This is a genomic window from Cellulomonas sp. P1_G12_2, from assembly GCF_056405535.1.
The window spans coordinates 226,249-245,622 of the sequence record NZ_JBFUBX010000001.1 but is presented as its reverse complement, the minus strand read 5'-3'; the positions used below and the strand labels follow the sequence as shown (position 1 = coordinate 245,622).

At 72.5% G+C, this 19,374-nt stretch carries 15 protein-coding genes; 3 read left to right on the top strand and 12 right to left on the bottom strand.

From position 1 onward, the window contains the following. Window positions 1-276: 276 nt before the first annotated feature. A complete protein-coding gene (locus AC1DXT_RS01275) occupies window positions 277-1,332 on the top strand; it encodes a ParA family protein (RefSeq protein WP_477059573.1) in 1,056 nt (351 codons plus the stop codon). Beyond that, on the top strand, window positions 1,329-2,489 hold the full coding sequence (locus AC1DXT_RS01270) for a ParB/RepB/Spo0J family partition protein (RefSeq protein WP_477059572.1): 1,161 nt from the start codon (window positions 1,329-1,331) through the stop codon (window positions 2,487-2,489). The genes AC1DXT_RS01275 and AC1DXT_RS01270 overlap by 4 nt, the downstream gene beginning before the upstream one ends. Window positions 2,490-2,528: 39 nt before the next feature. Here the strand turns inward: AC1DXT_RS01270 and AC1DXT_RS01265 are convergent, their stop codons facing one another. From AC1DXT_RS01265 to AC1DXT_RS01230, 8 genes are all read right to left on the bottom strand, one after another. Continuing rightward, on the bottom strand, window positions 2,529-3,479 hold the full coding sequence (locus AC1DXT_RS01265) for a D-alanine--D-alanine ligase family protein (RefSeq protein ID WP_477059571.1): 951 nt from the start codon (window positions 3,477-3,479) through the stop codon (window positions 2,529-2,531). Window positions 3,480-3,516: 37 nt separating this feature from the next. After that, window positions 3,517-4,863, bottom strand: a complete 1,347-nt coding sequence (locus AC1DXT_RS01260) for an aminotransferase-like domain-containing protein (RefSeq protein ID WP_477059570.1) — start codon at window positions 4,861-4,863, stop codon at window positions 3,517-3,519. A 105-nt stretch (window positions 4,864-4,968) separates the two neighbouring features. Next, the gene (trxA, locus tag AC1DXT_RS01255; RefSeq protein ID WP_477059569.1) at window positions 4,969-5,301 is read right to left on the bottom strand and encodes a thioredoxin; all 333 of its coding nucleotides are present in this window, start codon (window positions 5,299-5,301) and stop codon (window positions 4,969-4,971) included. Continuing rightward, window positions 5,298-6,293, bottom strand: coding sequence for a thioredoxin-disulfide reductase (gene trxB, locus AC1DXT_RS01250; protein ID WP_477059568.1), 996 nt, complete (start codon window positions 6,291-6,293; stop codon window positions 5,298-5,300). The genes trxA and trxB overlap by 4 nt, the downstream gene beginning before the upstream one ends. Before the next feature lie 105 nt (window positions 6,294-6,398). Continuing rightward, window positions 6,399-8,396: a protein kinase family protein gene (locus AC1DXT_RS01245; protein ID WP_477059567.1), complete on the bottom strand. Its 1,998-nt coding sequence runs from the start codon at window positions 8,394-8,396 to the stop codon at window positions 6,399-6,401. A 35-nt stretch (window positions 8,397-8,431) separates the two neighbouring features. Then, complete coding sequence (murJ, locus tag AC1DXT_RS01240) at window positions 8,432-10,081, bottom strand: murein biosynthesis integral membrane protein MurJ (RefSeq protein ID WP_477059566.1); 1,650 nt, start codon at window positions 10,079-10,081, stop codon at window positions 8,432-8,434. Continuing rightward, the gene (locus AC1DXT_RS01235) at window positions 10,078-12,162 is read right to left on the bottom strand and encodes a DUF6049 family protein (RefSeq protein WP_477059565.1); all 2,085 of its coding nucleotides are present in this window, start codon (window positions 12,160-12,162) and stop codon (window positions 10,078-10,080) included. Before AC1DXT_RS01235 ends, murJ begins: the two co-directional genes overlap by 4 nt. After that, window positions 12,159-12,713, bottom strand: a complete 555-nt coding sequence (locus tag AC1DXT_RS01230) for an NUDIX hydrolase (protein ID WP_421742631.1) — start codon at window positions 12,711-12,713, stop codon at window positions 12,159-12,161. The genes AC1DXT_RS01235 and AC1DXT_RS01230 overlap by 4 nt, the downstream gene beginning before the upstream one ends. Window positions 12,714-12,794: 81 nt before the next feature. On the opposite strand from AC1DXT_RS01230, the gene AC1DXT_RS01225 reads away from it, so the two are divergent. Then, on the top strand, window positions 12,795-14,303 hold the full coding sequence (locus AC1DXT_RS01225) for a CCA tRNA nucleotidyltransferase (protein WP_477059564.1): 1,509 nt from the start codon (window positions 12,795-12,797) through the stop codon (window positions 14,301-14,303). On the opposite strand, the gene AC1DXT_RS01220 is transcribed toward AC1DXT_RS01225, so the two are convergent. The 4 genes from AC1DXT_RS01220 to AC1DXT_RS01205 all read right to left on the bottom strand — a co-directional run bounded on the left by AC1DXT_RS01220 (window position 14,278) and on the right by AC1DXT_RS01205 (window position 19,178). Then, window positions 14,278-15,966, bottom strand: coding sequence for a PP2C family protein-serine/threonine phosphatase (locus tag AC1DXT_RS01220; protein ID WP_477059563.1), 1,689 nt, complete (start codon window positions 15,964-15,966; stop codon window positions 14,278-14,280). The two genes, AC1DXT_RS01225 and AC1DXT_RS01220, sit on opposite strands and share 26 nt — an antisense overlap. Then, window positions 15,963-17,273: an MFS transporter gene (locus AC1DXT_RS01215; protein ID WP_477059562.1), complete on the bottom strand. Its 1,311-nt coding sequence runs from the start codon at window positions 17,271-17,273 to the stop codon at window positions 15,963-15,965. Before AC1DXT_RS01215 ends, AC1DXT_RS01220 begins: the two co-directional genes overlap by 4 nt. A 166-nt stretch (window positions 17,274-17,439) precedes the next feature. After that, window positions 17,440-18,531, bottom strand: coding sequence for an inositol-3-phosphate synthase (locus tag AC1DXT_RS01210; RefSeq protein ID WP_477059561.1), 1,092 nt, complete (start codon window positions 18,529-18,531; stop codon window positions 17,440-17,442). Beyond that, on the bottom strand, window positions 18,528-19,178 hold the full coding sequence (locus tag AC1DXT_RS01205; protein ID WP_056086285.1) for a PadR family transcriptional regulator: 651 nt from the start codon (window positions 19,176-19,178) through the stop codon (window positions 18,528-18,530). The genes AC1DXT_RS01210 and AC1DXT_RS01205 overlap by 4 nt, the downstream gene beginning before the upstream one ends. Window positions 19,179-19,374 lie beyond the last annotated feature (196 nt).

Here is a 19,374-nt window from a genome sequence, read left to right as displayed (position 1 = left end):
GGAGAGCCGTACATCCCGACCGTCGCCGCTCCTGCATCGCAGGACCACAGTGCCCCCGTTTCACGTGAAACATCGCACAGTGACTCGGAGCTCGCAGCGGCGGCCGACACCGCAGGGTCATGGGACGACCAACGTATCGCCGCAGGTCACGCAGGCGAGAGCACCGAAGAGTCGGTACCCCTCGCTGATGCTGGGGGGAGTACCAGGACAACCGGACCGGACTCCCAGCAGGCCGAGAGCACGGGACAGGTCCCGGCACGTGACACCATCTCGCCCATGCCTGCTCGCCATGATCTGGACCCCGAGGAGAGCCGTCGCGCGGCGCTCGTCGACAGCCTCCCGGTGGTGTCCGACGACACCCCGCTGATGGCGGAGCTGAAGCAGGATGCCCGCCGTCGGATCGAGCTCCGCGGACGACGGTTCCCGCGCCCCCCGCAGACGCGCATCATCACGGTGGCCAACCAGAAGGGCGGCGTCGGCAAGACGACGACGACCGTCAACCTGGCCGCGGCTCTGGCACAGGCCGGCCTCAACGTGCTGGTCCTCGACAACGACCCGCAGGGGAACGCGTCGACGGCGCTCGGTGTCGAGCACCGCGCGGGGACGCCCTCGATCTACGAGGTCCTGGTCGACGGCGCGCCGATGGCCGACGCGGTCCAGGAGAGCCCGGACGTACCGAACCTCTGGTGCCTGCCGGCCACGATCGACCTGTCCGGTGCCGAGATCGAACTGGTCTCGATGGTGGCGCGGGAGACGAGGCTGCGGAACGCTCTGGACGCCTACCTCGACGGCCGGGTGGCGAGCGGGCAGGAGCGGATCGACTACGTCTTCGTCGACTGCCCCCCGAGCCTCGGGCTGCTGACGGTGAACGCGTTCGTGGTCGCACGTGAGGTGCTGATCCCCATCCAGTGCGAGTACTACGCGCTCGAGGGGCTCAGCCAGCTGCTGAAGACGATCCAGCTGATCCAGGCCCACCTGAACCCGAGGCTGCACGTGTCGACGATCCTGCTGACGATGTACGACGCGCGCACCAACCTGGCGCAGCAGGTGGCGACCGAGGTCCGCACGCACTTCCCGGAGCGCACGCTGCGCACGACGGTGCCGCGGTCCGTCCGCATCTCGGAGGCCCCGAGCTACGGCCAGACAGTCATGACCTACGACGCCGGATCCTCGGGAGCCCTCGCGTACCTGGAGGCCGCCCGTGAGGTGGCGGAGCGAGGCGCCACCGAGCTCGAGGACGACCACCACAGCAACGGGCAGGCGTCGAACGGCTCCGCCCCGACAGACCATGAGCACCAGACGGCTGCGGCCGTCCGTCAGGAGGAACTGTGAGCGAGAAGCGACGCGGTCTGGGCCGGGGCCTCGGAGCCCTCATCCCCACGGGCCTGGACGGCCAGCGGCCGACCGGGGCGGAGCGTCCCGTCGACGTGTTCTTCCCCGATCGCGAGCGAGAGAACGGTGAAGCGGCCGCGGCGGCCGCCGCGCTGGCGACCGCGACCCTGACGGAGGAGCCACCCACGGTCGAGCCGACGACGGCCGAGCCGACGTCGGCGACCGGGCTCGACGGGTCCACGAACGGGGTGGCTCACCTCGAGCACAACGGGACACCGCTCGTCGAGGCAGTCGCTGCGGAGCCGCTCGTCGCGGAGTCGGCCGACGGGCTCGTGCCGGTGCCCGGTGCGCGGTTCGCCGAGCTGCCGGTGGGGGAGATCCGGCCGAACCCGAAGCAGCCGCGCACGGTCTTCGACGAGGACGCGCTCGACGAGCTGGTCGGATCGATCCGCGAGGTCGGCGTCCTGCAGCCGATCGTCGTGCGCGATGCCGGCGACGGCTACGAGCTGATCATGGGCGAGCGGCGGTGGCGCGCCACGCAGGCGGCCGGTCTGGCGACGATCCCCGCGATCATCCGTGACACGGACGACTCCGACCTGCTGCGCGACGCTCTCCTGGAGAACCTGCACCGCTCCGAGCTGAACCCGCTGGAGGAGGCGGCCGCGTACCAGCAGCTGCTGGACGACTTCGGCTGCACCCACGAGCAGCTGGCGACGCGCATCCAGCGGTCTCGCCCGCAGATCTCCAACACGCTCCGCCTGCTCAAGCTCCCGCCGCTGGTGCAGCGCCGGGTGGCCGCAGGTGTCCTGTCGGCCGGACACGCTCGCGCGCTGCTCGGACTCAACGACGGCGCGGCGATCGAGCGCCTGGCCCAGCGGATCGTCGCCGAGGGCCTGTCGGTTCGCGCGGTCGAGGAGATCGTCTCCCTCGGCGGGGACGCAGCGCCGGTCGCACGCCGGACCGCACCCCGCGCAGGCGTGAAGAACGAGGCGCTCGACCACCTCGCCGCACGACTCTCGGATCGATTCGACACCCGCGTCAAGGTGAGCCTCGGCAAGTCGCGCGGCCGGCTGACGGTCGAGTTCGCGTCGGTGCAGGACCTCAACCGCATCCTCGCCAGCTTGGCTCCGGAGGACCCGGGCCTGCTCAAGGGCTGACCGCGTACAGCTCACCCGTCCACAACCGTACGAAAACGGTCAGCGGGTGAGCGCGGCCTCGACGAGCGCGCGGTACAGCTCGCCGAGGGAGAGGCCCGCGGCCTCTGCGGCCTGCGGGAGCAGCGACGTCTCGGTCATGCCGGGGGCCACGTTGACCTCCAGGAACCACACGGTGCCGTCCGCATCGACGATGAGGTCGGTGCGGGACAGCGCGTCGAGCCCGAGCGCTCGGTGCGCGGCGACGGCCACGTCGGCGACCGCGGCCGTCAGCTCGGGAGAGAGCCGGGCCGGCGCGAAGTACTCGGTACGTCCCGGGTTGTAGCGGGCGTCGAAGTCGTAGGGGCCGTCCGTGACGATCTCGACGGCGGGGAGCGCCACGGGTCCGTCGCCGGTGTCGACCACGCTGACGGCGACCTCGGTGCCGGCCACGGCCCGCTCGATGAGCGCCGTGTCGCTGTACGCGAAGCAGTCGACCATCGCCTGAGGAAGGGCATCCGCGCTGGTCACGAGCGTGACACCGAGCGCTGAGCCGCCGCGGGAGGGCTTCACGACGACCGGCAGCCCGAGCCGGCCGACGATGGCGTCGAGCACCTGGCGCGCACCCAGCTCACGAAACAGCGACTGCGGCAGCGTGACGAACTCCGGCGTCGACAGGCCCGCCCGTGCGGCGACGGTCTTGGCGATCGGCTTGCTCCACGCGATGCGGCTCTCGCGCGGGCCGGTGCCCAGGAGGCGCAGCCCGAGCATCTGCACGACGTCGCGCACCGAGCCGTCCTCGCCGCTGGTCCCGTGCAGGAGGGGCCACACGAGATCGGGCTGCAACTCGACGAGGGCGGGCACCAGGTCGGCGTCGACGTCGTGGACCGAGACCTCCACCCCCACGGACCGCAGGGCGTCGGCGACCCGTCGCCCGGAGCGCAGGGAGACGTCGCGCTCGTGGGACAGGCCCCCGGCCAGGACGACGACGCGGGGGGACGGGGTGGCGGTCACGGTGCGAGGACTCCGATGGCGAGAGGACGGGGGCGGGTCAGGCGACATCCGGGCCCGGCTGCTGCACGTCGCCGTGCCCGGCGGACCCGGTCGTGCCGAACAGCTCCACCAGCTCACGCTCGCCCGCGACAACACCCGCGAGGCGGCGCACGCCCTCACGGATGCGCTCGGGCGTGGGGTAGCAGAACGACAGGCGCATGTGGTCGGCGCCGGAGCCGTCGAAGTAGAACGCGGTCCCCGGCACGTAGGCGACGCGGGCGGTGACAGCCCGCGGCAGCATGTCCTTGGCGTCGAGGCCGTCGGGGAGCTTGACCCACGTGTAGAAGCCGCCGTCCGGAACGTTCCACGTGGCGTCGGGCAGGTGCTCGGCCAGCGCGGAGATCATGGCGTCCCGCCGCTCCCGGTACTGCTCGCGGTAGACCTTGATCTGGCCCTGCCAGTCGCAGGTGGACAGGTAGGTGGAGATCGCGATCTGCGAGGCGTTGGACGGACAGAGGATCGCGGACTCGCTGGCCAGCACCAGCTTCTCGCGCACGGCGTGCGGGGCGACCACCCAGCCGACGCGGTAGCCGGGCGCGAACGTCTTGGAGAACGAGCCGAGGTAGAGCACGCCCTCGTCGTCCAGAGAGCGCATCGCGGGCCGCGGGTCCCCGGAGAAGCCGAGCAGCCCGTACGGGTTGTCCTCGAGGACCAGGACGCCGTAGCGACGGGCGATCTCGAGCACGAGCGGCCGTCGCTCGATGGACAGCGAGACGCCCGCCGGGTTGTGGAAGTTGGGCACCGTGTACAGGAACTTGACCCGACGACCCTCGCGGGCGAGCGAGGCGAGGGTCTGCTCCAGCGCGGCGGGGATCAGCCCGTCCGCGTCGATCGGCACGTGCACCACGTCCGCCTGGTACGCACGGAACACACCGAGCGCGCCGACGTAGGACGGGGCCTCCGCGACGACGACGTCGCCCGGGTCGATGAAGATGCGGGTGACCAGGTCGAGCGCCTGCTGCGACCCGGTCGTCACGACGACGTCGTCGGGGTGCGCGTCGATGCCCTCGAGCGCCATGACGTCGAGGATCTGCTCACGCAAGGTCTCGTCGCCCTGACCGGACCCGTACTGCAGCGCCTGCAGGCCGCGCGTGGCGACGACGCGCTGGGCCAGGTCTCCGAGGATGTCCAGCGGGAGTCCCTCGAGGAACGGCATCCCCCCGGCGAGGGACACGACCTCCGGACGGTTGGCGACGGCGAACAGGGCGCGGATCTCGGACGACCGCATGCCGTGCGTGCGCTCGGCGTAGGAGCCGAGCCACTGGTCGAGGCGCGTGCCGGTGCCGGCGGCGGAGGACGTGGGGGGGCCCGACGTCTCGCCGTCGGGAACGGGGTGCGCAGTCATGCACCTGAGTTTGGCACGCGAGCGACCATGCTCCGTGCACCGTCCCAGCGACACGAACGGCCCCGCCGCAGTTGCGACGGGGCCGTTCGGCAGGGAGTGCGGGTCTCAGACCGTGGCGAGCACGCTCTCGATGTCCTCGGCGATCATCGACTTGGGCCGTGCGCCGATGACGGACTTCACCAGCTCACCGCCGGCGTAGAAGTTGAGCGTCGGGATGGACACGATGCCGTAGTCGCCCGTGACCTGGGGGTTCTCGTCGGAGTTGACCTTGACGATCTTGACGCGGCCCTCGTACGTGGCGGCCAGCTCCTCGAGCACGGGAGCGACCATCCGGCACGGTCCGCACCAAGGAGCCCAGAAGTCGACGATCACGGGGATCTTCGACTCGAGGACCTCGGACTGGAAGGTGGCGTCGGTGACCGGGGTGGTGGCGCTCATCGGATCTCCTCGGCGTAGGTCTCCACCGGCGGGATCGGGTGCACGAGGTCACCGAGCGAGGCCAGGAAGTGCTGGGCGTCCAGGGCCGCGGCGCAGCCGGAGCCGGCCGCGGTGATGGCCTGGCGGTAGGTGTGATCGACCAGATCGCCGCACGCGAAGACGCCCGTGAGGTTGGTGGCGGTGGACCGGCCGATCACCTGCACGTAGCCCTCGTCGTCCAGGTCCACCTGGCCCTTGACCAGCTCGGAGCGCGGGACGTGCCCGATGGCGACGAAGACGCCGGTCGCGGGGTGCTCGCGGGTCTCGCCGGTGACCGTGTCGCGCAGCGTGACGCCGGTGACCTTGGCATCACCGTGGATCGCGACGACCTCGCTGTTCCACGCGAACTCGATCTTCGGGTCGTTCTCGGCGCGGTCGGCCATGATCTTGGAGGCGCGCAGGTGGTCGCGGCGGTGCACGAGGGTGACGCGCTTGCCGAACCGGGTCAGGAACGTGGCCTCCTCGACGGCAGAGTCGCCGCCGCCGACCACGATGATCTCCTGGTCGCGGAAGAAGAACCCGTCGCAGGTGGCGCACCAGGACACCCCGCGGCCGGACATGCGCTTCTCGTCGTCCAGGCCCAGCTCGCGGTACGCGGAGCCGGTGGCCAGGATGACGGCGCGGGCCTGGAAGGTCTCGCCGTTGAGCGTCTCGATCGTCTTGATGTCGCCGGTGAGGTCGAGCGACGACGCGTCGTCCCACAGCACCTCGGCGCCGAACTTCTCGGCCTGCTTCTGCAGACCCTCCATGAGCTCCGGGCCCTGGATGCCGTCCGGGAAGCCGGGGAAGTTCTCCACCTCGGTGGTGTTCATCAGCGCGCCGCCGGCGGTGACGGAGCCGGCGATGACGAGGGGCGTCAGACCCGCACGGGCCGCGTAGATCGCGGCGGTGTAGCCGGCCGGACCCGAGCCGACGATGACGAGATCGCGGACGGTGGTGGACTGCTCGGTCACGAGACTTCCTTGCGGTTCGGCATGCCGGAGACGATCCGGCGGGGCTGACGGATCAACAGATCCTAGGCCGGATCTGTTCCGGACCCGCGTCAGGACGCGGCACCGTCAGGACAGGGCGATCTCCGTCAGCTCGAGCCGGAAGCCGCCGTCGGGTGCCGTCGGGAGCTGCGTGATCCACAGGACGATCGACTGCGTCTCCGTGGCGGGGTTCAGGGTGAACACCGCGTCCGGTCCGAACGGTCCGGACGCGAGCACCGCCCCGCTGGTCGGGTTCGCCGCGTCGGTCGCGCGGATCTCCACGTTCCCGCCCGTGCTGTTCGAGTGCAGCGTCACGGTGCTGACCGTGGTCTTCGTGGTCAGGGTGATGGCGTAGCCGACGGCGTCCTTGAACCCCGCGAAGTCGTCACGCTTGTAGGTCTGGGTGTACCAGAACGTCGCCGGGTCGCTGTCGTACGCCTTGGCGACGTCCTCCTGGTGCTCGCCGTCGGCGTCGGACGGGTCGATCGTCGTCGCGGAGGCGATGACGGGTGCACCGCCGACGGGGGCGGCGGGCGCGGCCGGTTCCTCCGCCGCGGGTGCGGCCGGGGTGGACGGCGCCGCGGCGCTCTGCGACGTGTCGGGATCGGCCGTCGAGTCGCCCGGGTCGAGCGAGGAGAACAGCGCCCGGAACGCGAGGACCACGCCGATGATCACGACGAGGACGACGACGATCAGGACGAGCGCGGTCGGGTCGAACCGGAGCTTGCTGGGCGGCGTGGACTCGGCCCCGATGACGTCGCCGAAGTCGAAGGTGTCGGGCCGCCCGGCGGGGGGCTCGACGGGCGGTGGCGGTGCGGCGGCGCGGCCGGCCGGGGGCACGGAGGACGGCGCGCTCGCTGCGGTGGACCGGGCCACGGGTCGGCGCACGACGGTCGGGAGCACGGGAGGCGCGGGCGCCGGCTCGGGGGCGGCCGTCGGGGGCAGCTGCGTGGTGGCGGCCGTCGGCGGCAGAGCCTGCGTGGTTGCGACGGCCGGGGGGAGGGCCTGCGTCGCCGCAGCGGGCGGGGCCTGCTCGGGGGCGGCGGCACCGAGCGAGCTGGTGCGTGACGGCGTCGCCGGCGGGGGGGTGCCGGGCCGGTTGGCGCCCGGCGGGTCCTGCTGCTGGAACGCCGTCCGCACGGACTGCCTCTGCACGGTCACGGGCGCGGTGTCCTGCTGGTCGTCCTCGTCGGGCACGGGAATGCCTCCTCCGGGTGCCGCGGCACCGGTGGGCGGGAACTGCGCGGTGACGGGGCCACCGAGCGTGGACGGGTCGGGCGCGGACGTCCGGATCTCGCCCCAGGGCTCGAGCTCACGCACCAGCTCTCCGGGGCTGTGCGGGCCGTCGTCGTTGGGTCCCAGGGTGACCACGCAGAGCGTGTCCAGGTCGTTGGGCACACCGGGGACCAGGTCGGCGGGCGCCACCGGGGCGCCGTCGACGATGGGGGCGGGGGGCAGCGTCTCGCCGCCCGGCGTCTGCGGGGCACGCGGGTCGGCCGGCCACAGCCCGGTGAGAGCGGCGTAGAGCAGCCGGACCAGGCCCACGGCGTCGGCCCGCGAGGTCGACCGGGCGTCGCCGCCTGAGTCGCCGAGGAGGGCCGCGTCGAGCGCGAGACCGCCCAGCAGCACCCGGCCGTCCGGGCTCACGTGCAGGACGGACGGGCGCAGGGCGAGGTGGTGGACTCCGCGGCGCCGGGCGACCTCGAGCGCCGACGCGGCCTCACCGACCACCGCGCGCGCCTGCTCGGCCGTGAGCGGGGTCTGCGCAACCAGCCGCGCGAGCGACGGGCCGACGCGCTGCTCGGAGACGACGTAGCCGTAGCCCTCGTGCGTGCCGACGTCCAGCACGCGCACGAGGCGGGAGTCGGTGACGAGGGCCGCCCGCCGTGCGGCATCAAGCGCGGGGGCGACCGCGCCGTGCTCGAGGATGCGGACGCGGACGGGCCGGTCGAGGATCTGGTCCGTGGCCTGCCAGGCACTGGCGCCCTCGAGGTCGGACACCACCGGGGACAGCACGCGGTACCGGCCCGCGAGCACGGTGCCCCGTCCGACGACGTCGCTCACCAGCACCTCCGTGTCGAACACCTGGACAGGACACCCTGCATGCTAGACGTGCCGGATCAGCGGCGTCGCCCGGGCAGCCGACGGAGTACCGGCAGGAGCAGGCTGTCCAGCTCGCGCACGCGCAGCACGCGCAGCGCGCCGACGTACACCAGGCCCATCACGGTGCCGACGACGGCGCACTCGACGATCGACGCCATCAAGCCGGTCGACAGGCCCCGACCGAGCAGCAGCAGGACCAGCCCGCCGATCCCCGCGGACACGAGGGCGGCCAGGGTCGACCGTGCCAGCACCCGGACCACGCGAGGGCCGTCGATGCCGTCGAGGCGCCGCCGCAGCCGCCACTGGGCGAGGAGTGCGCCGACGACGTAGGACGCGCTCATCGCTGCCCCGGTGCCCACGACCCAGGAGGTCGGGTGCAGGAGCTGCTGGGACAAGACGGCGCCGAGCACGACGACGGCCGCCATGACCACCTGGATGGGCACCATCGACCGGGCGTCCTCGTAGGCGTAATAGGCCCGTTGGAACATCGACCAGGCGCCGAAGGCCGGGAGCCCCAGGATCATCGCCAGGACGACCGCGGACACGGCGTCGGCCGATCCCTCGGTCGCCGTCGCCAGGACGACCCGGGTGAGCGGCAGGGCTAGCACGACGATGGCCGCGGTCGCGAAGATCGTGAACACACTCACCACCCGCAGCCCCGAGGACAGCGTGCCGCGGACCCCGTCGACGTCGGCGTCGTGCGCTTGCGCGGACAGCCGGGTGAACAGGGCCGTGGCCAGCGACACCGTGACCAGGGAGTGCGGCAGCATGAAGATGAGGAACGCGACGTCGTACGCGCCGGGACCGGCCACCGCGGTCTTGGCGACACCATCGGCGACGGCGGCCGCCGGTGCGGCTGACCCGATGCGGGTGACGACCAGGAACCCGAGCTGCCCCACCGCGAGGCCGGCGAGCGTCCAGGTGGCCACCCCGCCCGCCGTGCTCAGGCCCGATCCGCGCAGCCCCCAGCGCGGCCGGTAGTGGACACCTGCCCGGCGCAGTGACGGGATGAGCACGACGGCCTGCGCGATCACACCGAGCGTCGCGGCGGCCGCGAGCAAGGCCGTCTGCCCGGGCGTCCAGGAGGCGGCCTCGACGACGCCCGACTCCTCCCACCCACCGAAGACGGCGATGAAGACGCCGAAGCCGACGATGGCCACGATGTTGTTGACCGCGGGCGCCCACATGTACGGACCGAACGAGCCGCGTGCGTTGAGCACCTGGCCCAGCAGCGCGTAGACGCCGTAGAAGAACAGCTGCGGGATGCACCAGTAGGCGAACGTCGTCGCCAGGGCGTCCTGCGCCGAGTTGCCGAAGCTCGAGTACAGGTTGATGAGCACCGGGGCCAGCAGCGTGAGCACCACGGTCGCGGCGGCCAGCACCACGAACCCCAGGGTGAGCAGCCGGTCGACGTACTCCTGCCCCGCCTTGCGCCTGTACGCGCGGACCACCTGCGGCACGAGGATCGCGTTGAGCACGCCCCCGGCCAGCAGCATGTAGAGGACGTTCGGCAGCTTGTTGGCCACCGCGAACGCGTCGGCGGCCTGGCCCGTGGCGCCGATCGCGCTGACCATGACCATGCCGCGCAGCAGCCCGAGGACCCGGGAGACGGCGGTGCCGGAGGCCATGAGGGCGGCGCCGCGACGCATCCCGTCGTCGTCGGTCACCGAGGATCCTCCGCCGGGTGGGTCTCGTCGGGAGCGACGCCCCCGAGCACAGGCAGCGACGTGGGTGCGTCAGCCTCCGCCTCGGTGCGCGCCCCGCGGCGTCCGCTCTGGCCGCGACGCACGGTCCGGATGATGCCGAGGACCAGGCCGATGGCGAGCAGGACGCCGACGACGATCGTGCCGATGCTCTCGATCGTGGGCGCCACCTGAGCGGTGAACCTGACGGTCGGGGAGACGGCCATCCCGTCCGGGGCCGTCAGCCGCGCGGTGACGGCCACCGTGCAGTTGGCCCGGGCGCTCAGCGGGACCCGCACGCTCGTCTCGCTCTCCGCGTCGACCTGCACCTCGGGGATCTCGCCGACCTCCAGGCACGCCGTGCGCGGTGTCACGTCGAGCAGGACCGTGGCGGGGACCGCGAGGGCGTTCTGCACGACGATGGACAGGGTGCTGCTCGCCGCGATCACCCGGTAGTCGCTGACCGGGGCGATGCTCAGGCCCGTGGTCCGCGCGCCGACCTCGGTGACGACGGACGTCACGAGCTCGTCCCGCCCGGCAGGGTCCGCGCGCCACGCGACCGAGAGCGGGGCGAGGACCTCGGCGTCGACCCCCTCGAGCAAGGTCGCGGGCTCGCTGGTGACCTGGGCGAACGCGACGGCGTGCGCGCGGGCGTCTGCGAGAGCCCACACGCCGCTCGGGGCGAGCTCGTCGGGGTCGGTGGTGCGGGAGGGGAGCGTGGCGCGGGCCTCAGGCTCCGCGGTGTCGAGGAGCCTCGACACCGGGGCGACCCGCACCCAGGGCGCGCTGTCGAACGCGGTCAGCAACGCCGACACGTTCTGCGGGTCGGGCTCCCACGTGCGTCCCGGCGCGAGCAGGAGGTGCGGCGGCTCGTCCCCCTCGCGGGTGATGACGGCCAGCTCGGCGAGGGCACGCTGGACGGTGGTGGTCGTCGTGGCGCCCGGCTCGATCTCGTCCGGCGCTGTGAGCAACCCGGTGAGGATGGCGTCGGGCCGAAAGGCGGTGATCGCACCCGCTGGAGTCTGGACCCGCGCGGCCGCACCGGGAGTCGTCTTGACGTCCGTCTCCGTGGCGGGCGGGAAGACGATCGCGTCGGCACCCACCTGGGAGGTCACACCGGCGGTCGCCTGGTCGGGCGTGTCGGTCCCGGGTGCCCACAGCAGGCCCGAGGACGTGGTGAGGCCGGGGATCCCGGTCTGCGCGGTGCGGTCCGCCGCCACTTGGACCAGGTCCGGGTGCTGGCCGTGCGCGGCCGCGGCGATGTCCGGGTCGGACCAGGGCAGCGCCACGACGTCGTGCGCGCGGAGCCGGGTGGTGAGGTCGGTGGCCCACGCCCGGGTGCTCGGTGAGCCCGCGGCTGCGGCGGCGAGCAGAGCCGGGTCGACGGCGACGCCGATGTCCGCGTCGGCAGCGACGACGGCCGTGAGGTCGTGCAGGCGCCCGCCGGTCCCGGTCTGCTCCTCGAGCTCGGCCACGCTCTCGTCCGTCCCGGTGGGCTCCGTGGGCGGGCCGACCATCGGGACGAGGACCGAGACGTCGGTCTGCGGCACGTCGTCGGTGGTGAGCCACAGGACGAAGGTGCGCTGGAGCCCGACGCGGCTCGACCCGTCCAGCGCCTCCACGACGAGCCCGCGGGGACCCCAGGTGTCGGCGCCCTTGAGCAGCCCGATGCGGTCGGCCGGGATCATGAGCTCCACCGAGACGCTGGCGCCCGGGAGCAGCGGTCCGGCGACCGGCACCGTGGTGTCGCGACGGGTCCGTGACAAGCCGCTGGTCCCGGCGGAGGCCCACGCGTCCACGTCCGCGCGGGAGAAGACCCGGAACCGGCTCAGCCGGAGGGCGGCTCCTGGCTCCTCGATCGCCTCGTCGCCGTCGTTGCGCAGGATCGCCCGGACGTGCAGGTCCTCGCCGGGCCGCAGCACGCTCGGGGACACCTCGGTGATCTGCACGGTGACCGGGAGCTCGGGTGCGTCGGTGGCTGCCATCGCCGGAGGTGCTGCCGCGAGTGCGCCGACGAGCGCCAGGGCCGCGCAGAGCACCCGGCGCCGCAGCGAGCGCCCGCTCATGCCTCGCCGACGAGGACCACGAGCGCCGCCTCGGCCAGTCGGCGCTCGTTCGGATAGGCGAGCACGCCGTGCAGCTCGGCCACCGGGATCCAGGCCGCGTCCTCGGCCTCGCCGTCCGGGTCGCCTTCGACCGAGAGGGTGCCGCCGGTGGCTCCGAGCAGGAAGTGGTGCACGACCTTGTGCACGCGGCGGTCGTCGCCGCTGAACCAGTAGTCGATGACGCCCAGCCGGCGCAGGACCTGTCCGGTGATGCCGGTCTCCTCCGCGATCTCGCGGACGGCGGCCTCCTCGGGCGTCTCGTCGCCCTCCAGGTGGCCTTTCGGCAGGCACCACTCGAGGCGTCCGGCGCGGTTGCGCCGCGCGATGACCGCGGCGTGGTCGACGCCGTCGCGGCGGCTGACGACGATGCCCCCGGCGGAGGTCTCGTCCACCACGGGCAGCGGCGCGGCGGGGACGCGGACCAGCGAGTGCCGGGGGTCGATCCGCAGCGGATGGCCACCCGGCGGCGCTGGGACGCCCCCGGGGACGGGTGGGCGCGCCGGGCTCGACATATCGACACTGTAACGACTGGGACGGTGCGCTCCGGCCCGCAGACGCCTGAGCAGAGCCTCGGGTCTGGCAGGCTTGGACGAGTGCCGTCCCTCGATCCGACCGTCAGCCCCGAGTCCCCCGACCTGAGCGCCGCCCTGGTGGCGCTGCAGAAGCGCGCGCTGGGCGTGCTGGCAGGGCTGCCCGCGGATGCGCTCGAGCTGGGCGAGCTGTTCCGCGCGGCCGGCCACGAGCTGGCGCTGGTCGGCGGCCCGGTGCGGGACGCGTTCCTGGGCCGGGCGTCGGCGGACCTCGACTTCGCGACGTCGGCGACGCCCGACCAGACGCAGGCGATCCTTGCGCGCTGGGGTGACGCGCACTGGGACATCGGCAAGGAGTTCGGCACCATCGGCGCCCGCCGATTCGCCGGCCGCCGCTCGTCGCTGGCGCAGGACGTCGTCGTCGAGGTCACCACGTACCGCACGGACGAGTACGACCCGGCGTCGCGCAAGCCGCAGGTGGCGTTCGGCGACTCGCTCGAGGGCGACCTGTCCCGCCGCGACTTCACGGTGAACTCGATGGCCGTCCGGGTGCCCGAGCTGACGTTCGTCGACCCCTTCGACGGACTCACCGACCTCGCCGCCGGCGTCCTGCGCACCCCGGTGGACCCGCGGCAGTCGTTCGACGACGACCCGCTGCGCATGATGCGGGCCGCCCGGTTCGCCGCCCAGCTGGGGTTCGCCGTCGACCCCGCGGCCCGCGAGGCGATCGTCGACATGGCCGACCGGATCGCGATCGTCTCCGCCGAGCGGGTGCGCGACGAGCTGAGCAAGCTGCTGGTCGCGACGCAGCCCCGTGCGGGCCTCGAGGTGCTGGTCGACACCGGCCTGGCGGACCACGTCCTGCCCGAGCTGCCCGCGCTGCGCCTGGAGATCGACGAGCACCACCGGCACAAGGACGTCTACGAGCACTCCTTGACCGTCCTCGAGAAGGCGATCGCGCTGGAGACCGGCCCCGACGGTGTGGTGCCCGGTCCCGACCTGGTGCTCCGGCTGGCGGCCCTGCTGCACGACATCGGCAAGCCGAAGACCAAGCGGCTCGAGGACGGCGGCGGTGTCAGCTTCCACCACCACGAGATGGTCGGCGCCAAGCTCGTCGCCAAGCGGCTGAAGGAGCTGCGGTTCGACAAGTCCACCGTCCAGGCGGTCGCGCGGCTGACCGAGCTCCACCTGCGCTTCCACGGCTACGGCGAGGGCAGCTGGACCGACTCGGCGGTGCGCCGCTACGTCACGGACGCCGGCCCGCTGCTGGAGCGGCTGCACCGGCTGACCCGGTCGGACTCCACCACGCGGAACCTGCGCAAGGCGGCCCGGCTGTCCGCGGCGTACGACGACCTCGAGGCCCGGATCGCGCAGCTGCGGGAGCAGGAGGAGCTCAGCTCCATCCGCCCCGACCTCGACGGCACGCAGATCATGGAGATCCTCGGACTGGCGCCCGGGCGCGAGGTCGGCGAGGCGTACAAGCACCTGCTCGAGCTGCGGATGGAGCGCGGGCCGCTGGGGCCGGACGCCGCGCGCGACGAGCTGCTCAGCTGGTGGGCAGCGCGCTCCTGACCACGAGCAGGCAGACGTCGTCCTCCTGGTACGGGCCGATGAAGCGCTCGACCAGCCGGTCCTTGACCGTCGTCGCGTCCACGTCGTCGGGCAGCGACGCGAGCTCCCCGGTGAGCAGGGCGATCCCCTCGCGCAGGCCACGGTCGCGTCGCTCGACCAGTCCGTCGGTGTACAGGACCAGGGTCGCGCCCGGGGGCACGTCGATCGTGGCCTCGGCACCGCCGGGACCGGCAAGGCCGATCGGCGTGGACAGTCCCTCGTCCAGTGCGCGGACCTCGCCCCCCGCGAGGCGCAGGAGCGGTGGCGGGTGCCCCGCACGTGCGTAGGTGACGTGGGCGCCCTCCCCGTTCGGCCGCCAGCGCAGGTACGCGCACGTCGAGATGTCGGCGATGTCGAGGCCCCGCACCAGCTCGTCCGCCCTGGCCAGGACCTCGCCCGGCGACGACCCCTCCCACGCGTAGGACCGCAGCAGCGAGCGGAGCTGGCCCATCGCTGCCGCTGCGCGCAGGTCGTGGCCGACCACGTCGCCGACGGCGAGCCCGATGGCACCGTCCGGCAGCGGGAGCACGTCGAACCAGTCCCCACCCACCTCGGCCTGCCGGCCGGACGGGATGTACGCGGCAGAGATGTCGAGTCCGGGGATCTCGGGGATCTCCGGCAGGAGGCTGTGCTGCAGGGTCAGCACGGCGGTGCGCTCGGCCAGGAACAGTCGGACGTTGTCGAGCGCCAGCCCGGCCCGGCGCCCCAGGTGCGCGGCCGTCACCACGGCGTCCGCACCGAACCCGTCGACCGCCACCAGGGTGAGCACGCCGAGCACCCGGTCGCGCGCACGCAGCGGCACCACCATGGCCTGACCCAGGCCGAGCCGACGCAGCAGGTCCAGCTGGTCGGGGGTGGTCCGCCCGGGCAGCGACGCGGTGTCGATGGCGTAGGGGGTCGCGACGAACCCGGGGCTGCTGGTCAGCGCCTCGACGATCTTGGGGGCGCGCGTGAGCCAGCTGATGTCCTGGTTGGCCAAGGCCCGGATGGTCTCGCGGTCGTGCAGGTCGCCGGCGACGAGGTGCACGCGGGAGAACCGACCGCGGTCGTCGGTGATGGCGACGAATCCCCAGCTCGCCAGCGCGGGGATCGCGATGTCCCCGAGGGCGTCGACCGCCGCGTCGTAGTCGAGGTTCTTGGCCAGCTCGTCGCTGATGTGGGCGAGCAGGTCGAGCCGGGCCGCCGTCTCGTCGACGAGGTCGAGCTCGAGGTCCCGCACCTGGTCGGCGGCCACCCGCTCGGTGACGTCGGCCTGGATCCCCACGTGGTGCGTCACCCGCCCGGTCTCGTCGACGACCGGGCTGATCACCACCTGGTTCCAGAACGGGGAGCCGTCGCGGCGGTAGTTGCGGATGACGGTCGCGACCGCTCGCCCGTCGTCCATCGCGGTCCGGATGCGCCCCACGGCGATCGGGTCGGTGTCCGCGCCCTGCAGGAACCGGCAGTTGCGGCCGAGCACCTCGTCCGCCGGGTAGCCCGTGAGCCGGCTGAACGCGCCGTTGACCCACACCAGCGGGTCGTCGGGCCGCATCGCGTCCGAGATGGACAGTGCGAGATCGCTGGAGAGCACGGCGTTCAGCGGCAGGTCGTCCTCGTGCTCGACCACCTTGTCGTCGCTGCTCACGAGGCCAATCGTGCCTCGGTGACCCGCCCCGCGGGTACCCCCCGGGAGGCCGATCCGTACAGCGCGGCGAACCCGGCGTACGCGAGGGCGAGCACCAGGAAGAGGCCCTGGGAGTAGCCGGTGTCGGGCAGGGTGACCGCACCGAGCGCGGCGGCGCCGACGAACGCGGCGTTGTACAGGACGTCGTACAGCGCGAACGCCCGTCCGCGGAACGCGTCGTCGGTGTCGCGCTGCACGATCGTGTCGACCGCGATCTTGGCCCCCTGCGCGGCCAGGCCGAGCGCACCGGCGGCGACCAGCACCGCGACCCGGGACGCCGAGGCGACGAGCAGCAGCTGGCTGACGGCCGCCAGGCCGAGGCAGAGCACGATCCACCAGTGCGGGCCGGTGCGCGGCGAGAGCACGGGCGTGAGCACCACCGCGAGCACGAACCCGGCCGCCGACGCTCCCAGCACCAGCCCGAACGTCTTCAGCCCCTGGCCCGCGTCCGCGGGGTCGGACAGCAGGTTGCGGGCGATGAGGATGCTCGCGATGAACGTGACGCCGTAGAGGAACCGGTGCGCGGCCATGATGCCGAGCGCCCGTGCGGGGGTCCGTCGCTGGACCAGGTGCCGCGCGCCGGCGACCAGACCGTGGGCGAGGCTGCTCAGCGCCGCCCTCATCTGGCGGGCGTCGGCGCGCTCGTCGGGACCCAGCCGGTCCTTGCCCAGCCGGGTGGCCAGCGCGGCGGCGGTCGCCATGACCGCGGCGGCGACGAACAGCGCGGCTCCGTCGCGGGTGTGACCCGCGGGCAGCACCAGGCCGAGCACGAAGCCGATCCCGGCACCGACACCGGCAGCCGCGGCACCGAGGGTCGGGGTGAGCGAGTTGGCGGTGAGCAGCAGCGGACCGTCCACCGTGCGAGGCAGCGACGCGCTCAGCGCCGACAGCAGGAAGCGGTTGATCGACAGGTTGACCAGCGCGAGCACGTAGACGGCGGGCCCGACCCCGTCCGTCACCATGATCAGCGCGATGACCACCGTGATCGCCACCCGCACGAGGTTGCCGACGAACAGCACCTGGCGGCGGCGCCACCGGTCGAGCAGCACGCCCGCCCACGGTCCGACGATCGTGAACGGGAGCAGGAGCACCGCGAACGCGGTCGCGACGCCGGCCGCGGTGCTGGCGTTCTCCGGCGAGAAGAAGAAGAGCGTGGCGAGCCCGACCTGGAACATGCCGTCGGCCGTCTGGCTCACGAGCCGGACGGCGAACAGCTTGCGGAAGTCCTTCAGAGGCCACAGGGCCTTGAGGTCGGCGATCACCTGCACCGGGTCATCCTCCCATCCGGTCGTGCCGCCGGATCGCGCCCTGCGGCACGACGAAGGCGCGCACCCCCGCAGGGATGCGCGCCTTCGTGTGTCAGATCAGCGGGTGGTGCTGCGTTCCGCTACGGGCGGGTGCGCTGGCGCGCCTCCACCCTTCGCTGCACTTCGGTCAGCGCTCGCGCTCGCCGCGGATGAAGGCCTCGACCTGCGAGCGGCCCTCGGTGTCCTCGGTCTGCACGGGCGGGGACTTCATGAAGTACGTCGACGCCGACAGGATCGGGCCGCCGATGCCGCGGTCCTTGGCGATCTTCGCGGCGCGGACGGCGTCGATGATGATGCCGGCCGAGTTGGGCGAGTCCCAGACCTCGAGCTTGTACTCGAGGTTCAGGGGCACCTCGCCGAACGCGCGACCCTCGAGGCGGACGTAGGCCCACTTGCGGTCGTCGAGCCAGGCGACGTAGTCCGACGGGCCGATGTGGACGTTGCGGTCCGACTTCTTGCCGCCGAGCGGGCCACTCAGGTTGGAGGTGACGGCCTGCGTCTTGGAGAGCTTCTTGGACTCCAGGCGGTCGCGCTCGAGCATGTTCTTGAAGTCCATGTTGCCGCCGACGTTCAGCTGGTACGTGCGGTCCAGCACGACGCCGCGGTCCTCGAACAGGCGGGCCAGCACGCGGTGCGTGATGGTGGCGCCGACCTGCGACTTGATGTCGTCGCCGACGATCGGGACACCGGCGGCCTCGAACTTCGCGGCCCACACCGGGTCGGACGCGATGAAGACGGGCAGCGCGTTGACGAACGCGACGCCGGCGTCGATGGCGCACTGGGCGTAGTACTTCGCGGCGATCTCGGACCCGACGGGCAGGTAGCAGACGAGGACGTCGGCACGGGCCTCGCGCAGGGCGGCGACGATGTCGACCGGCTCGGCGTCGGACTCGGTGATGGTCTCGCGGTAGTACTTGCCGAGGCCGTCGTTGGTGACACCGCGCTGCACCGGCACGCCGAGCGGCGGGACGTCAGCGATCTTGATGGTGTTGTTCTCCGAGGCACCGATGGCCTCGGACAGGTCGAAGCCGACCTTCTTCGCGTCCACGTCGAACGCGGCGACGAACTCGATGTCGCGGACGTGGTAGTCGCCGAACTGCACGTGCATCAGGCCGGGCACGGTGCCGCTCGGGTCGGCGTCGGCGTAGTAGTGCACGCCCTGGACGAGCGACGCGGCGCAGTTGCCGACGCCGACGATGGCGACGCGGATGGAGGTCATCCTCGCTCCTTCTCGGTGGTTCGCGCGGGGGCGACGTCGTCGTCCTCCACGGGTGTGTCAGCAACGGCCGGATGACCGGTGCCTGCGGGACGGGTGCGGCGCACGCCGCGCTCGTTGTCGATCAGCCCGTCGAGCCAGCGGACTTCACGCTCGACCTGTTCGAGGCCGTGCCGCTGGAGCTCGAGGGTGTACTCGTCCATGCGCTCGCGGGTGCGGGCGAAGGACTGGCGGACCGTCTCGAGCCGTTCGGTCAGGCGCGAGCGCCGACCCTCGAGGATCCGGAGGCGGGTCTCGGCGTCGGTCTGCCCGAAGAAGGCGAACCGGACGTCGAAGTTCTCGTCCTCCCAGGCGGCCGGTCCCGACGACGCGAGCACCTGCTGCAGGTGCTCCTTGCCGTCGGCCGTCAGCTGGTAGACGATCCGGGCACGCTTGGACGCCACACCGTGTGGGGTCGCGAGCGACTCGATCCCCTGGATCCACCCGCGGTCGACCAGCGACTTGAGGCAGGGATACAGGGAGCCGTACGACAGGGCGCGGAACGACCCGAGCACGAGGTTGAGCCGCTTGCGCAGCTCGTAGCCGTGCATCGGGGACTCGTGGAGCAGCCCGAGGATGGCCGGCTCGAGCACGTCGGAACGACCGCGCACGGGGGGCACCTCCTCGGGATGTTGGTGAGTCGATGTATCAACTCGATACATCCGGAGAGTATGTCGAGAACGAGGATACGAGCAAGTCCGGCCCTGACGGTGACCCCCGTCACCTCTGCCCTCCCGGGTGCGGCGGCGGTTCGTGCGCGGCGTGCCGATCATGTGAAGGCTCGTCGGATCCACGCGTGAGCCCTCG

Excerpts from the sequence above, each read along its gene's own strand:
- AC1DXT_RS01275 (WP_477059573.1), top strand. The coding sequence starts at position 277 with ATGCCTGCTCGCCATGATCTGGACCCCGAGGAGAGCCGTCGCGCGGCG.
- AC1DXT_RS01230 (WP_421742631.1), bottom strand. The coding sequence starts at position 12,713 with ATGTCGAGCCCGGCGCGCCCACCCGTCCCCGGGGGCGTCCCAGCGCCG.
- AC1DXT_RS01260 (WP_477059570.1), bottom strand. The coding sequence starts at position 4,863 with ATGACTGCGCACCCCGTTCCCGACGGCGAGACGTCGGGCCCCCCCACG.
- trxA (WP_477059569.1), bottom strand. The coding sequence starts at position 5,301 with ATGAGCGCCACCACCCCGGTCACCGACGCCACCTTCCAGTCCGAGGTC.
- AC1DXT_RS01235 (WP_477059565.1), bottom strand. The coding sequence starts at position 12,162 with ATGAGCGGGCGCTCGCTGCGGCGCCGGGTGCTCTGCGCGGCCCTGGCG.
- AC1DXT_RS01210 (WP_477059561.1), bottom strand. The coding sequence starts at position 18,531 with ATGACCTCCATCCGCGTCGCCATCGTCGGCGTCGGCAACTGCGCCGCG.